This is a genomic window from Flavobacterium sp. GW821-FHT11G01 (assembly GCF_058808175.1).
The window spans coordinates 380,100-396,639 of the sequence record NZ_JBXARK010000001.1 but is presented as its reverse complement, the minus strand read 5'-3'; the positions used below and the strand labels follow the sequence as shown (position 1 = coordinate 396,639).

13 protein-coding genes and 1 pseudogene are annotated in these 16,540 nt (G+C 32.9%); 4 read left to right on the top strand and 10 right to left on the bottom strand.

Annotated features, from left to right (window positions below; genetic code table 11):
* The 4 genes and pseudogenes from AC1RRN_RS01705 to AC1RRN_RS01690 form a co-directional block, all read left to right on the top strand.
* Positions 1–627, top strand: a complete 627-nt coding sequence (locus tag AC1RRN_RS01705; protein ID WP_492965624.1) for a 3'-5' exonuclease — start codon at positions 1–3, stop codon at positions 625–627.
* A gap of 162 nt (positions 628–789) precedes the next feature.
* Entirely contained in the window at positions 790–2,271 is a 1,482-nt protein-coding gene (locus AC1RRN_RS01700; RefSeq protein WP_492965623.1) for a PhoX family protein, read from the top strand.
* 71 nt (positions 2,272–2,342) lie between these two features.
* The gene (locus AC1RRN_RS01695; RefSeq protein WP_492965622.1) at positions 2,343–4,127 is read left to right on the top strand and encodes a cytochrome-c peroxidase; all 1,785 of its coding nucleotides are present in this window, start codon (positions 2,343–2,345) and stop codon (positions 4,125–4,127) included.
* A gap of 148 nt (positions 4,128–4,275) precedes the next feature.
* A pseudogene (locus AC1RRN_RS01690) lies at positions 4,276–4,938 on the top strand (AAA family ATPase); the annotation flags it as partial.
* A gap of 55 nt (positions 4,939–4,993) precedes the next feature.
* On the opposite strand, the gene AC1RRN_RS01685 reads toward AC1RRN_RS01690, so the two are convergent.
* The 10 genes from AC1RRN_RS01685 to ychF form a co-directional block, all read right to left on the bottom strand.
* Positions 4,994–7,717, bottom strand: a complete 2,724-nt coding sequence (locus tag AC1RRN_RS01685) for a DNA gyrase/topoisomerase IV subunit A (protein ID WP_492965621.1) — start codon at positions 7,715–7,717, stop codon at positions 4,994–4,996.
* 22 nt (positions 7,718–7,739) lie between these two features.
* Positions 7,740–7,868: a hypothetical protein gene (locus tag AC1RRN_RS01680; RefSeq protein WP_492965620.1), complete on the bottom strand. Its 129-nt coding sequence runs from the start codon at positions 7,866–7,868 to the stop codon at positions 7,740–7,742.
* Between the two features lie 3 nt (positions 7,869–7,871).
* A complete protein-coding gene (locus AC1RRN_RS01675) occupies positions 7,872–9,740 on the bottom strand; it encodes a DNA topoisomerase IV subunit B (RefSeq protein WP_492965618.1) in 1,869 nt (622 codons plus the stop codon).
* 161 nt (positions 9,741–9,901) lie between these two features.
* Positions 9,902–11,077 carry a nicotinate phosphoribosyltransferase gene (gene pncB / locus AC1RRN_RS01670; RefSeq protein ID WP_492965617.1) on the bottom strand — a complete coding sequence of 392 codons (1,176 nt, stop codon included), beginning with the start codon at positions 11,075–11,077 and terminating at the stop codon, positions 9,902–9,904.
* A gap of 80 nt (positions 11,078–11,157) precedes the next feature.
* Positions 11,158–12,138 carry a transglutaminase domain-containing protein gene (locus AC1RRN_RS01665; RefSeq protein ID WP_492965616.1) on the bottom strand — a complete coding sequence of 327 codons (981 nt, stop codon included), beginning with the start codon at positions 12,136–12,138 and terminating at the stop codon, positions 11,158–11,160.
* On the bottom strand, positions 12,139–12,663 hold the full coding sequence (locus tag AC1RRN_RS01660) for an NADPH-dependent FMN reductase (protein ID WP_492965615.1): 525 nt from the start codon (positions 12,661–12,663) through the stop codon (positions 12,139–12,141).
* Positions 12,660–13,619, bottom strand: a complete 960-nt coding sequence (locus AC1RRN_RS01655) for a YihY/virulence factor BrkB family protein (protein ID WP_492965614.1) — start codon at positions 13,617–13,619, stop codon at positions 12,660–12,662. Before AC1RRN_RS01655 ends, AC1RRN_RS01660 begins: the two co-directional genes overlap by 4 nt.
* A 103-nt stretch (positions 13,620–13,722) precedes the next feature.
* A complete protein-coding gene (locus AC1RRN_RS01650) occupies positions 13,723–14,400 on the bottom strand; it encodes a hypothetical protein (RefSeq protein WP_492965613.1) in 678 nt (225 codons plus the stop codon).
* Positions 14,401–14,408: 8 nt separating this feature from the next.
* Positions 14,409–15,086, bottom strand: a complete 678-nt coding sequence (locus AC1RRN_RS01645; protein WP_492965612.1) for a TIGR02117 family protein — start codon at positions 15,084–15,086, stop codon at positions 14,409–14,411.
* 316 nt (positions 15,087–15,402) lie between these two features.
* Positions 15,403–16,497, bottom strand: coding sequence for a redox-regulated ATPase YchF (ychF, locus tag AC1RRN_RS01640; RefSeq protein ID WP_492965611.1), 1,095 nt, complete (start codon positions 16,495–16,497; stop codon positions 15,403–15,405).
* Positions 16,498–16,540: the final 43 nt, after the last annotated feature.

Genomic DNA, 16,540 nt, shown 5'->3' with positions numbered 1-16,540 from the left:
ATGAGTTTATTTAATTTTTGGAAAAAAGAAGAAAATCTATTTGATGAAAATCTTACTATTGAAGAAACTCGTTTTGTTGTTTTAGATACCGAAACTACCGGTTTCGACTACGAAAATGACCGAATTTTATGCATTGGTGCGCTTGTTTTACAAAATGGAATTATTGCTATTCAAAATAGTTTTGAAGTCTACATTGAACAAGATCATTATGATAAATCGACCGCTCAAATCCATGGAATTTTAAAAGCTTTTGTTCTAAAGCGTCCGAGTGAATTAGAAGCTTTACAACAATTTTTAGATTTTTTAGGAGATTCTATTATTATCGCGCATCACACTGTTTTTGATGTAACAATGATTAATAAAGCTTTAGAAAGAAATGGTTTGTCTGAACTGACAAATCATCGATTAGACACGGCATATTTATACAAAAAGACTTTAATAAAATCTCATTTATTTGAGCGAAAAGACCACTACACCTTAGATGATCTTGCTGACAAATTTGATATTTCTAAAAAGGATCGTCACACAGCTTTAGGCGATGCTTACATTACAGCAATTGCTTTTTTGAAGATTGTGAAAAAATTGAAAGAAAAAAGAGAGACTAACTTAAATCAGCTTTTTAAATAATTTTAAGATTTATTTATGAAGCTTAAATTTACATTCAGACTACAAAATTTACTTTTTAGTAATACATACCTTATTATTTAATAGCAATTTTAAAAGATTAACATAACATACATTTTGTTTTTTGAGGATAGATTTGTTTAATCAAAAAAACAAAAAACAGTTATGAAACTTAATTTTTTCAAATCAATCGCGTTGCTAGGTATTACAGGTCTTTCTGTAATTAGTTGTCAAAATGATGACAAAGATTCTTCAAAGGATGTTAATGCTGACATCGACTTTACTACTCATTCACAAGTTCCTGCTTTTGTTTATCCAATGACAGGTTTTGAGAGCTTAAAAATTAGCACTTTAATTGCTAGTTCTGATGTATTACCTCAATCACCTTCGTTTGTTTATGGAGCTCAACCTGATGGTGCCGGAATAATGAAAAATCCTAATGGAGAAGGCTATATTATGATTACAAACCACGAAATAGTACAATCTGTTTCAAGAGTTTATTTAGATAAAACTTTCAAACCTGTAAAAGGAGAATATATTGTAGACGCAGTTGGTGGTATGACACGTTTGTGCTCTGCAACTTTAGTAACACCGGAAATACACGGATTTGGTCCGATTTTTTTAACTGCCGGAGAAACTAATCAGGAAAGTATGGTTCACGGAATTAATCCACTAGGATTAACAACAGATAAAAGCAGAACGGATAGAATTTTACCTGCTTTAGGAAAGGCAAGTATGGAAAATGCGGTTCCATTGACAAAAGAAGCTTATCCTGGAAAAACAATTATTATTATTGGTGAAGATCAGTCTTACACAACTGCTCACGCAAGTGCAGGACAGTTAATTATGTACATGAGTACAACTGTCGGCGATCTTACAAACGGAAAATTATATGCTTTGAAAAGAACAGATGGAAATCAGGTAGAAACCACTATGACTTTAAACAATTCATATCCAGTTTCATTTGTTGAAATTCCGAATGCTAAAAACTTAACAGGTGCAGTTATCAATACTACAGTAAACTCTTTAGGAGCAATTCGTTTTTCAAGAGTCGAAGATGTTGATTACAGAAAAGGAAGTGCCAGCAATAATAGAGAAGTTTACTTTACAGCTACCGGACAAGCTACTTCGAACGCTCCTGTAGATGGCTATACCATGTGGGGACGTGTTTATAAACTTAAAATGGATGCTAATGATCCGCTTAAAGGAACATTAGAATTAGCTGTAGAAGGTGATAGCACACCGGGAACCGGAATTATCAATCCAGATAACTTATGTGTGACTGAGAATTTCGTTTACATTCAGGAAGATGGAGACAGTTATTATGCTGATGCTAAACATGATTCTTATATCTGGCAATACAATATCGCTACAAAACAAAATAAAGCGTGGTTAAACATGAACCATAAAAGAACAGATGTGGCTTGGAATACTTTATATAATCAAAGTGGTGAAATGAAATTAGGTAGTTGGGAGTATGGTGCGATGAATGATATATCAGATATAATTGGTGTTCCAGATACTTTTACTTTAAATATTCACCCACATACCTGGCAATTAGATAAATTTGAAAATGCTGATGGTTCAGGAGTTAGTAAAGTGAAAGAAGGTGGGCAAACCGTTATTATAAGAAACGTACAACGATAATAATTAAGTCCAAAAACTATTTATTAACAACCCTTATTTTTGATAAGGGTTGTTTCTATTACAATACTATTATGAAATTAAAACACTTTACTTTTCTCTTTTTAATGCTTTGTTTTTTATTTTCATGTCAAAAAAATGAAGTTTCAAAAACAACTATTAAACAAAACTTACTGATTGAATTAACCAAACTAAACAATGAAATCATTCAATTCGAAAAACTTGTAAATAAGAATTCATCACAAAAAGAAATTTTAACCCAATTTAAAAAATGTCGTTTAGTTTATAAAAAAGTAGAATGGGCGATTGAATATTTTATCCCGGATACAGCAAGATTTATGAATGGACCGGCATTAGATGAAATGGAATTAGAAGAGAACAAATCTTTTGAGCCACATGGTTTTCAAGTCATAGAAGAAATGATTTATCCTGAATATCAACCAGAAAACAAAGAAAACATAATCAGGGAATTGCATATTTTTCAATCTAATATCAAACAAGTAACAAGTACATTTGAAGTTATAACGATTAGCGACGATTATGTTCTGGATGCAATAGAACAAAATGTTTTTAGAGTAATTACCTTAGGAATTACAGGCTTTGACAGTCCAATTTTGCAATCCTCCATTTTAGAAGCTGGAGAAAGTTTAATTGTAATTCCTGGATCTTTGGAAAAAATCAATTCTAACAACAAATCATTGTCGGAAATAAAAAAATTGACACAAAAAGCACAAACCTACTGCGCCAAAAACAATAATTTCAATAACTTTAACAGAGCCTTCTTTATAACCGAATATTTAAATCCGATTTCGAAGAAGATTAAAGCTTTTCAAAAAGAAGAAAATATTAAAAACGTAAACAAAAACAGTCCTTTAAAGCCAACTATTGAAACTTTATTCGATAAAGATGCTTTTGATGTCAACAGTTTTGTTCTTTCAGAGGAGTATAATTTTACAGTTGAAAAATCAGTTTTAGGAGAAAAATTGTTTTATGACAAAAGCCTTTCAAAAAGCAATGATAGAAGCTGTGCTAACTGTCATCATCCCGAAAAAGCATTTACAGATGGTCTAAAAACTAATATTTCTTTGACCGGATCTAATTTAGCCAGAAACACTCCTACCTTAACTTATGCTTCTTTGCAAAATGCCCAGTTTTGGGATATGCGCCAGTTAGATTTAGAAAAACAAAGTGTTGATGTAATTCAGAATAAGGATGAAATGCATGGCTCTATGGAAAATATTCACGCTAAAATTCTGCTAGACAAAGAATACATAAAACTGTTCAAAAAAGCATATCCAAAAACCTCAAAAGCAGAAGTGTGGCAAATTCAAAATGCTATTGCAAGTTATGTCAGATCTTTAAATTCATTTGATTCTAGATTTGATCTTTATATGAGAGGAGAAAAAAATATTTTGAATGATCAGGAAATTGAAGGAATGAATCTTTTTATGGGAAAAGCGAAATGTGCAACCTGTCATTTCACACCTTTATTTAATGGAACCGTTCCTCCTAGTTATTCCAAAACCGAACATGAAGTAATTGGAACTCCAAACGAAGCTTCAGGGAAAAAACTAAGCCAAGATTTAGGAAGATATCTATACAATAAAATGCCTCAATTGGTAGGTGCATTCAAAACACCGACAGTTAGAAACATCGCTGTAACTGCTCCTTATATGCATAACGGAGTTTTTAAAACTTTAGAAGAAGTTGTTTCATTTTACAACAAAGGAGGCGGACAAGGTTTAGGTTATGAAGTAGAAAACCAAACACTGCCATTTGATAAATTAAATTTAACAGTAAAAGAAGAACAAGCGCTTGTTGCTTTTATGAAAACGCTTACAGATAAGAAATACCAGTAAAAACCAATATCTTAAATTACCAAAAAACGCCAGAAATTGAGTTTTTCTGGCGTTTTAGAAATTAATTGACAAACATCCGATATGGAAATACGTTTGATGATCTATTTTTAAGATTTTTCATAAAACTGTCACATAAATACTCCCATTCTTTGGTGCTCCGCCGGGCTATGTAGGCTATGAACAGGGGAGTTTGCTAGTAAACATGATCAGACAGAAACCTTATTCCATCGTTTTATTTGATGAAATTGAAAAAGCACACCCTTCTGTTTTTGATATTTTCCTACAAATTATGGATGAAGGAAAACTCCATGATCGTTTAGGAAAGGAAGGCGATTTCTCAAACGCTATAATTCTTTTTACCTCAAATATTGGTGCAGATCACATTGTAAACACTTTCAATAATGGTGAAATTCCAACTTCAAATTCTTTAATGGAAATTATGGGGAACTATTTCCGGCCTGAATTTTTAGGACGGTTGACTGAGATTGTACCTTTTACGCCTATCAGTAAAGAAAATGCATTGAAGATTTTTGAGATTCATCTTAAAAAAGAGTTTATGGATTTATTGAAAAACATTAATATTCAAGTCGAAATTCCGATGGAAGCGAAACTTTATCTTGCTGAAAATGGCTATAATGCTAAATACGGCGCAAGACCTATTAAAAGTATTATTAGAACACATTTAAGAAGACCTTTAGCCAAAAAGATAATTTCTGGAGAAGTAAAAGATGGAGACATTATTTCTGTCCATATTGAAAACAATGAAGTTAAATGGATTAGAAAAGAAATATCTTCTCTTCTTGAAAATTAATTCTCAAATCTTTTCTATAAAAAAACGCTAAGAACTAATCTTAGCGTTTTCTATTTTATTCTAAAATCAAACCTATTTGGCCGTCGTCATCTAATTCTGTTTCTACTGAATCATCATCTTCTGGCAATTCTGGTTTTTCAGGAACTTCTTCAACCGGCTCTTCGTAAGGAAGTGGCTCTAACAAATTAACCTGCTTTAATTTATCTGCCGTTAATTGATTCCCTAAAGCTTTAAAACCTTTTACGGCTATAAAATCTTCTACGTCAATATGTAAATCTTCTTTTTGAACGCCTTTTACTTTTGCAAAAACCAATTGTGCCAACGGACGATAATCTGTTGAAACAATTTCTAATTGCGAATTTGGGTGGTCTGTGATGAAACTTTCTTCTTTTCCTTCACTTTCCACAAGAAAACGCTTTAAGAAATAACGCTCTTTTTCTCCATCATAATAAATTGCTGAAATTGGCTTTTTAGGTTTCCATTTTTCCAAAACAATCATATCTTCATCAAAATGAGTAGATAATTCGGGAATAATAACTTTTAATTTACCAGTCTGATTGATAATCAAAATTTTATCACTTGGCTTAAATTCTCCTAACAATTCTCCTCTTGCATCAACATTCAAACGTTTTACGGTATCATCAAACCAAACTTTTCTTGGTAGTAAAGTTGAGATTCCTTTTTCTTTTAATTCGATTTTCTTGATTGGATATTTCGTAACCAAATTTCCTTTTGAAGCACGTCCTTTAATGGCTAATTTGGCAAAATCAATATCAAATTTCAGTTTTTTAATTGTTCCAACCTGACGTAATAAAATGGTAACAACCTCTGCTTCTCCATTCGGATTATGAGAGAAATAAACTACTTGCGATCCATTTGTTCCGCTTGTCAAATCATATGCTTTGTCGCGCGTAACTCCTGAAACATTAAAACGCTTAATGAAAGATGGACCTGATTTTCCGTCGCGATAAATCATGTTGTAAATCGTACGTTTATCACTTTTATCGAAAACAGCAATGTGTATAATATCTTTACCAACGAATGTTTTAGCGTCGACTTTTGTAATCATCATTTTACCGTCGCGTAAAAACACAATTACATCATCAATATCAGAACAATCTGCTACATATTCGTCTTTCTTTAAACTGGTTCCAACAAAACCTTCTTCACGATTTACATATAGTTTTGTGTTACGTAAAACTACTTTTGTAGCCTCAACATTATCAAAAACACGAAGTTCTGTCTGACGTTCACGACCTCTTCCGTATTTCTCTTTTAATTTTGTGAAATAAGCAATGGCAAAATCGGTTAAATGCTCCAAATTATGCTCAACTTCTTTCATTTCGTCTTCTAATTTCGCGATAAAATCATCGGCTTTATCAGAGTCGAAACGAGTAATACGAATCATCGGAATTTGAGTCAATCGCTGTAAATCATCATCATTAATTTCTCTGACAAATGATTTTTTAAACGGCTCAAATCGATCGTATAAATATTTATAAAGTGATTCTCTATCAGAATATAATTTGAAGTCAATGTACATTTCTTCACGAATGAAGATTTTTTCTAAAGTAGAAAAATGCCATTTATTTTTTAATTCTTCTAATTGAATCTCTAGTTCTTGCTTAAGCAAATCAACTGTTCTGTGTGTTGAAATTTTCAACATTTCAGAAACACCAATAAATAAAGGTTTATTGTCTTCAATAACACATCCTAAAGGCGCAACAGAAGTTTCGCAGGCTGTAAAAGCAAATAAAGCATCAATTGTTTTATCTGGTGAAACGCCCGGGAAAAGATGAATTAAAATCTCTACATCAGCCGCAGTATTATCTTCAATTTTCTTGATTTTGATTTTACCTTTATCATTGGCTTTCAAAATACTGTCAATCAAAGTCGTTGTATTGGTCGAAAACGGAATTTGCGTTATCACCAATGTGTTTTTGTCTAATTGTGCAATTTTCGCACGTACACGCACACGTCCGCCACGAAGTCCGTCATTATAATTTGACACATCGGCTATACCTTGTGTCATAAAATCAGGATATAAGGTAAAAGGTTTTCCTTTTAAAATCTTGATCGAAGCATCAATTAATTCATTGAAGTTGTGTGGTAATACTTTTGTCGAAAGTCCCACCGCAATACCTTCTGCTCCTTGTGCCAAAAGCAATGGGAATTTTACCGGAAGATTGTTTGGTTCTGCACGACGACCATCATATGAAACGCCCCAATCGGTAATTTTTGGAGAATATAAAACCTCCAAAGCAAATTTAGATAAACGTGCCTCAATGTAACGCGAAGCAGCTGCTCCATCGCCCGTTAAAATATTTCCCCAGTTTCCTTGACAGTCAATCAATAAGTCTTTTTGACCAATTTGCACCATTGCATCACCAATACTAGCATCTCCGTGTGGGTGATACTGCATGGTGTGACCAACGACATTGGCAACTTTATTATAACGACCATCATCCAACTCTTTTAAAGAGTGCATAATACGACGCTGAACAGGCTTAAATCCGTCCTCGATAGCAGGAACGGCACGTTCCAGAATTACGTACGAAGCATAATCCAAAAACCAGTCTTTGTACATACCGGTTACTTTCGTAATCACGTCTTCGCCTTCTTCTTCCTGATTTTCGTAAAAATGCTGTCCTTCAAAATGTTTAGCATCTACATCGATAATTTCATCATCATTTCCTTCTTGATTTTCATCAAGAGGATTTTCATCTGAATTATTCTCTTCGTCGTTTGGAATTATGTTATCGTCTTCTTCGTCTTTCATTTATTTTGATTCCGATATTATTTTATTTATCCTTAATTTTCTCAACTGTTTCCTTGCTTTGCTGATTTTTATACATTTTTATTAATGTATAAGTTAAAGCAAAACTTAAAATAAATACAATTGCTGCGTATATCAATTTTTTCTTTTCCATTTTTTATATTTCCTCAATCGTATCCAACTCCACCTTCAAATTCTTGATGATAAACTCTTGTCTGTCCGGAGTATTTTTTCCCATATAAAAAGAAAGCAATTGTTCAATCGAAGTGTTTTTATCCATCATAATTGGGTCAAGTCGAATGGTTTCTCCAATGAAATTCTTGAACTCATCCGGAGAAATCTCTCCCAAACCTTTAAATCGGGTAATTTCTGGTTTTGGTTTTAGTTTTTCAATAGCGTCTCTTCTTTCTTCTTCAGAATAACAATAAATGGTTTCTTTTTTGTTTCGAACCCTGAAAAGTGGCGTTTGCAAAATATACAAATGCCCTTCTTTGATTAATTCCGGGAAAAATTGCAAGAAGAAAGTAATCAACAACAAACGAATATGCATTCCGTCGACATCGGCATCGGTGGCGATTACGATGTTGTTGTATCTTAATTTTTCTAAACCGTCTTCGATATCTAAAGCAGCTTGTAATAAATTGAATTCTTCATTTTCGTACACAATTTTTTTTGTCATTCCGTATGAATTCAAAGGCTTACCACGTAAACTGAAAACCGCTTGGGTGTTTACGTCACGTGACTTTGTGATTGATCCGGAAGCCGAATCTCCCTCGGTAATAAAAAGTGTACTTTCTAAGTTTCTTGGGTTTTTAGTATCCGGAAGATGCGCACGACAATCTCTCAATTTCTTATTATGAAGATTGGCTTTTTTGGCACGATCTGTAGCTAGTTTTCTAATTCCTGATAACTCTTTACGTTCTCTTTCTGCCTGCAAAATTTTACGCAATAAAGCTTCTGCAGTCTGCGGATTTTTATGTAAATAATTATCTAGTTTGTTTTTTACAAAATCGTTTACAAAAGTACGAACAGAAACTGCTGGTGTTCCATCATCAGAACCCATATCTGTAGAACCTAATTTGGTTTTGGTCTGAGACTCAAAAACCGGTTCCATTACTTTGATACTGATCGCACTCACAATCGATTTTCGAACATCAGAAGCTTCAAAGTTTTTGTTGTAAAACTCACGAATGGTTTTTACAAGTGCTTCTCTATAAGCTGCTAAATGCGTTCCTCCCTGTGTAGTATTCTGACCGTTAACAAAAGAGTGATATTCTTCGCTGTATTGTGTTTTACTGTGCGTTAAGGCGATTTCAATATCATGATCTTTCAAGTGAATGATAGGATATTCTAAATCTTCTTCGCTAATTGTTTCTTCTAATAAATCACGAAGACCATTTTCAGAAATATATTTTTCTCCATTAAAAATAATTGTCAAACCATTGTTTAGGTAACAATAGTTTTTAACCATTTTAATTACATATTCCATACGGAATTTGTAGTTTTTGAAAATCGTTTCGTCTGGCGTAAAAGTAACTTTTGTTCCTTTTCGTTTCGTTGTTTCGATTACATCTTCTTCTAAAACCAGATTTCCTCCCGAAAATTCAGCCGCTTTTTGTTTTTCATCACGAACCGATTCTACTCTGAAATAATTTGAAAGTGCATTTACGGCTTTTGTTCCGACACCGTTCAAACCAACTGATTTCTGGAAAGCTTTAGAATCGTACTTTCCACCTGTATTCATTTTCGAAACTACATCAACAACTTTTCCTAACGGAATTCCACGTCCGTAATCACGAACCGAAACCGTTTTATCCTTAATAGTCACCTCAATAGTTTTTCCCGAGCCCATTACGAACTCATCGATACAGTTGTCTAAAACCTCTTTTAAAAGAATATAAATACCGTCATCCGGCGAAGATCCATCTCCCAATTTCCCGATATACATTCCGGGACGCATACGAATATGTTCCTTCCAATCGAGTGATCGGATATTATCTTCGTTATATTGATTTTGCTCTAGCATAAATGAATTGGATTTTTGGCTAATGTACCATTTCTGGGTAAAAAATAAAAGCGTATTTTTTTTTTGTTATGAATAATAACAGCTTTTAAATCTATTTAAATTGATTTTAAAAAAATACGACCGTTAAAAATATAAAAAAACAGCTATGAAACAAAACAATACTATTTTATTCCGAGCACTTCTTTAGCCAAAGCAATCATTTCGGGCGTTCCCGTGTTTTTATTTTTTTCGTCAGAAAGTTTGACAACACCTTGCCAATGTGTGTTATCAGGTTTTGTATCGGTTAATTTTATTACCATATTCATTGATGGAAGACCAACATCATTGGTAAAATTAGTTCCGATACCAAATGACATTTTGATTTTGTCTTTACAAAAATCGGTTATGGCTTTTACTTTGTCAAAATTGAGCGAATCCGAAAAAACAATAATTTTAGATTTTGGATCAATTCCCATTTTTGTATAGTGCATAATCACTTTTTGGGCAAACTCAATTGGGTCGCCACTATCATGCCGCACGCCGTCAAAAAGTTTGGAATATTTTTTATCAAATTGATTAAAGAAAACTTCAGTGGTGTAAGTATCCGTTAAAGCAATTCCGAGGTCGCCACCATATACTTGCGTCCAATGTTCCAGGCTCATCATATTCGCCATTTTAAAGCCATATTGTGCTGCATGAAACATAAACCATTCGTGTGCATGTGTACCTAAAGGCCTTTTGTTATTGACCATCGCAAAATGTACATTGCTGGTTCCGATAAAACTTTGAGAACCATAAGTACTTAATGTCTCATTCACTAAAACATGTACATCGTAAGAATGACGGCGTCTTGTACCGAATTCTAAAATAGAAACTCCAATTTTATTATAATTGTCAATTTTATTTTTCGTCAATTCTTTTATAGCTTCGTCATTCAGGCGAATTAAATGATTTGATTTATAAAAAAGCTCAGAAATTAAGGCCATTAAAGGAACTTCCCATAAAATGGTTCGGTACCAAAAACCTTCAACTACAACTTTTATTTCTGACCCTTCCTGAGAAATATGAACTTCAGACGGATCATAACTATATCCTTGTAGAAAATCTAAATAAGTAGGATCAAGATAAGGACAATGATGCGATAAATAATGTTTTTCGTCTTTTGTCAGTCTCAAATCTGCCATTGCATCTACAGATTTACGAAGCAAGTCTGCAAAACCTGGCGGAAATTTATGTTTTCCACGATTTATAAATCCGTACCGAACTTTTGCTTTAGGAAAAAGTCTGATCACGGCATGTTGCATCGTAAATTTATAGAAATCATTATCTAAGATCGATTTCAGAAAAGTTGTCTCCATGGCCTATTAATTCAAATCCTGAATTGCTAAGATACGCCAATTCAATAAAAGAAGAAAATTCCAACAAGAAACATATTTAATTATTTGGGAATAATTTTGAAAGAAACAATACTGTTAGTATCCACAAAAACAGTAATGTAATCGCCTATGTTTTTATCGTAAGTAATTTGAAATTCCAATCCGCCGCGTTTTTCTTTTGCATTCTGAATTTTAACCGGCTGATTTCTTTTGTTTAAATAAAAAACCTGATCTGATTTTGAAACGTTTTTGATTTCTACAGTAATTTTATCGCCTTTTTTTACTTCTACTAAACCAGAGTCCGGCGATTTAATTTTATAATCGTATTCTATGGTTTTATTGTAAATCAAAGGTCCGTTCAGGAAATCCTCTTTACTTAATTTATTCCCCAAATAAGAACCCGAATCAGGAAAATGTTTGGCGAAAAAATAATCAGGATCTGTATCGAAATAGGTAGAAGAAAAATCACTCACCATTCGGCCTTTACTACTGTCATAATAACCCTGACCCCAGGTAACATCTACCAAACGCCATTTTTTATCAATTAAAACCATATTCCAGGCATGGTTTGAAGAAGTTGTTTTGCGACCAATATCTCTTACCGAAATTTTAGAATCTCCACGGATGATTTCGCATTTTATTCCAACCAAAGAATTTAAATGCTGATACAAAGCGGTAAAACCTTCACAAACTGCTTTTTGAGATTTAAAAGTTTTTTCAATCAGATTGTCATTGATCTGTTTTATTTTTCTTTGTTTTTCAGCTTCACTGGAATAGCTGAAACCTTGCGTTCTGGGCGGATTCAAAAAAGCATTGAAGTCATATTTTATATTAAAAGCCATCCAGCTGTAAATTGCTCTGGCTTTATCATAATCAGAACTGAAGTCATCTTCGATTCTTTCCGCTAATTTTTCTGTTGACGCAAAATTTTTCGGATATTTTGCGACGATTTTATCAACCTCACTAATTTTTTGCGCAAAAGTATAATTCAAAAAAATACTATTCAGCAAAAGGAATATAAAAGCAATCTTTTTTTGTGGCATTTAAAAATTTGATTTAATAATATCTTTTAGTTCTTTATCTAACTCAACGTTAGCAATTTTATTTTCTTGTAAATCAAAATTCGCGCCAAAAGCTGGTAATGAAAAAGTTCCTTTAATTTCTGCTCCATATCTTGGCAAAGCATTACGGGCAATTTCCAGTACTGAAGCGCCACCTCTTGAACCTGGTGAAGTTGCCAATAATAACATTGGTTTTTGCTTAAAAACTTCTTTGGTAATTCTGGAGCTCCAATCGAATACGTTTTTGAAGGCTGTCGAATAATTATTATTATTCTCAGCAAGAGAAACGACTAAAATATCTGCGCTCGCCAATTTAGCAAGAAATGCTTTTGCAAGTTCGTGCTGTCCTACTTCTTTTTCGAGATCAACGCTGAATAAGGGCATTGCAAAATCGTTTAAATCTAAAACTTCAACTTCTCCATTTTCGAATAAACTTGCTGCGTAAGTTGCTAAATGTTTATTGATTGACTGCGTACTGTTACTTCCTCCAAAGGCTACTATTTTCATGGTTTCTCTTTTTGTAATGTTTCTTCTATTGGTTCTTTTTTTGGCTCATCGATTTCATAAATCTCTTTTGCTATTTCTACCGAATATTCGTTTGGATAAATTTTCCCTCCATATGATTTTGCATAAACTTTAGTAAATTCTGCTCCAAAATACAGAATTATTGCCGAATAATAAACCCAAACCAGAATTATTATGACAGAACCTGCAGCACCATAAACCGAAGCAACTGTAGAGCTTCCTAAATAAAAACCGATGGCAAATTTACCAATCATAAAAAGTATTGCTGTTACTGATGATCCAATAAAAGCATCTTTCCATCTTATTTTTCCATCTGGTAATGTTCTAAAAATAATGGTAAAAAGAAGCGTAATACTAGCCAAAACAATTACAATATTGACAATATAAAATAAGTAGACGGTACTTTCCGGAAAATATTCTTTTAAGCGCGAACTCAAAACATCAAGTGTTGTATTTACAAAAAGGCTGACCAGCATTAAAAATCCAACCGAGGCAATCATAGAAAACGACATTAAACGATTTTGTATGAATTTTTTAAGACCTTTATCTGGCTTAGCGCGCAAACCCCAAATAAAATTAATTGAACTTTGAATTTCTGCAAAAACCCCTGAAGCACCAATTAATAACATAACCACTCCAAATACAGTTGCAAAAACATTACTGCCTGAAAGCTGTACATTTTTAATCGCTTCCTGAATCTGACCTGCTGCTTCGTTACCAACCAATTCGTTTATTTGTCCATATAATTGTCCTGTAACTGCTTCTTCACCAAAGAAAAACCCGCAAATGGTTATAATGATAATCAATAAAGGTGGTAATGCAAAAATGGTATAATAGGATAATGCCGCACTCAATTTAATGGCATTATCATCATTAAATTCTGTAAAAGTGTTCTTTAACAGAAACCAAGATTTAGAGAATATTTTTTTTATTTTCACGATATGCTGATTTTTGAGATTTTCTCAAATTTAAGGAATACTGGAAAATTTTGAATTGTTGCTTTTTGGACAAATATTATATTTTTACCATGTCTTCATTAATTTATTTTGCAACTTTTTTATATTCACGTTCATCACCGAGATTTTTAATTTTTAAAATATTTTTGAATTCTTTTCTTGTTGGTTTTATCATATAAGAAAGCGAATCCAATATTTTCGCTTTTATAGCTGTAACTGAATCTAATTTTTGCAAGTCTTCTGGTAAATAAATACGTTTAAATTTAAGAATATTCTTTTCTAATGATACTATTTGGATTTTCCAAAAAACGGAATCTCTTGTACTTAAAACCAAATGGCCATCGATACGTTTTACTTTCTGATTGTATGATAATCTGAATAATGTGTCTGTACTTTTCTGAGACAACTCCATAGAATCGCCCACAACTTTTATGTCAAATTTATCCTTTGTATCCTTAGTAATTAATTTCCCATCAACAAGCTCATATTCAGATTTTAAAGAATCCATTTCTTTTCTGTGAACCTTGAATTTAAAAATATATTCCTTTAAAATTCTAACATCTTCAATTCTTAAAAAACTAGAATCTTTACTCTCATATAATCCTTTGAATTTGGCTGGAAAACCATTTAGCTCAGAATCATTAGTTGGTTGAGGATTCTCAAAGTAAAATGTAAAACTACCATAAGGTTCTGCGGCTGCATCTGCTTTTTTACAGGAACTTAATACAACTATCATTATCAAAATTAAAAATATCTTTTTCATAGTCCGATTTATTGATAATGACAAAAAATCCCTTTATCGTAAACCGTCCACAAACTTGCCTTTTGATTCGCAGCTTTTAGCGCACTATTTGCCCAGGTATTGCAGGTATTAAAAAGACTATAACTTCCTTTTGCTTCATAAAAAGCATCTTTTTTTCCGTAGCTGTGACCTTCAATCCATTGTGGATGAATTGGATCGCTGAAACTATTCGAAATATAATTGACTAAACTTTGGTAATTTTCTTTTGAAATTAAAATGCGTTTGCAATCGTGTCCTTCTCGCAATTGTTTGAAAAATGTAGTATGCATTGCTGATGAACTTACCCCAAATGCTGCTTTTAAAGCTGTACTTGCTTTTAAATCTGACCATTCCGGCGTATCGAGATAAAAGCCTTTATCTCCCCAACCAAAAGCAATGAAATTCATCAAAGAATCTTTTGATTGCGTTTGACTGAACTGAATTTCGTTTCGCCAGTCTTTAATTTCGTTTTTTATCGGAACTACAATATCAGTGTGAACTCCGTTTGAAAGAATGTAAATTGGAATTGCGTTTTCTTCTTCAACTTTTGCAATATCTGAATTGACGGTGATTTTGGAAATCAGATAAACTGATAGTACATACAAAACAACAAAACTGAAAATTCCGAAAAGTGTCCAGCCCAGAAATTTGAAAGATTTTTTTAGCATTTTAATTGGTTGATTTTAGATTAGTAATTGGTTAATTTTTCTGTAACCAATTTTTGAGCCAATTTTTTTGTTTATTGAAGATGCACATGTCTTTTTTTGTCATTTCGACTGAAAGGAGAAATCACACTCGTGAATACACAAAGAGAATCGCCAATCTTTGTCGAGCTTCTAATGTGATTTCTCCTTTCAGTCGAAATGACAAACTTTATCAAAAAAAATTAAGAAATTTAAGTTTATACATAAAAAAAACTGCTGAATCTCTCCAGCAGTTTTAGTCTTTATTCTTTGTTCTTTATTTTATCTTCTCTCAAAAAGACTAAACGTTAAAACGGAAGTGCATCACATCACCATCTTTAACGATATATTCTTTTCCTTCAACTTTAAATTTTCCAGCTTCTTTTGCTTTTGCTTCAGAACCGTATTGAACGTAATCTTCGTATGAGATAACTTCAGCACGGATGAATCCTTTTTCAAAATCAGTGTGGATAACTCCAGCTGCTTGTGGCGCTGTTGCTCCAATGTTGATTGTCCAGGCACGAACTTCTTTTACACCAGCGGTAAAATAAGTTTGTTGTTTTAATAATTTGTAAGCTGCACGAATTAAAACAGATGCTCCTGGCTCAGTTAATCCCATATCTTCAAGGAAAACCTGACGCTCTTCGTAGCTTTCTAATTCTGTAATATCAGCCTCTGCTCCTACTGAAAGAATAATAACTTCCGCATCTTCGTCTTTTACTAATTCACGAACCTGATCCACATATTTATTTCCGTTTACAGCTGAATTTTCATCAACATTACAAACGTATAAAACTGGTTTTGCAGTAATCAACTGAAAAGATTCCATTAAATCTTCTTCATCGTTCCCTTGAGGTACAACAGTACGAGCCGATTTAGCTTGTAATAATGATTCTCTGATTCTGTCTAAAAGTGCTTTTTCAGTTTGCGCTTCTTTATTTCCGGTTTTAGCAGCACGATTTACTTTTTCTAAACGTTTTTCAACCGTTTCTAAATCTTTTAACTGCAATTCGATATCGATAGTTTCTTTATCACGAATTGGATTTACATTTCCGTCAACGTGAACAATATTATCATTGTCAAAACAACGTAAAACGTGAATAATAGCATTACACTCTCTAATGTTTCCTAAAAACTGGTTTCCAAGACCTTCACCTTTACTTGCACCTTTTACCAAACCTGCAATATCTACGATATCAACTGTTGCCATTTGTACACGCTCTGGTTTTACCAATTCTTCTAATTTATTGATTCTTGGATCCGGAACGTTTACAACACCAATATTAGGTTCGATTGTACAAAACGGAAAATTGGCACTTTGCGCTTTTGCATTAGATAAACAATTAAATAATGTTGATTTTCCAACATTTGGTAATCCTACAATTCCTGCTTTCATCTGTTGTTTCTGTTTGTTTTTATTTTATCCTGAAATTTTTCAG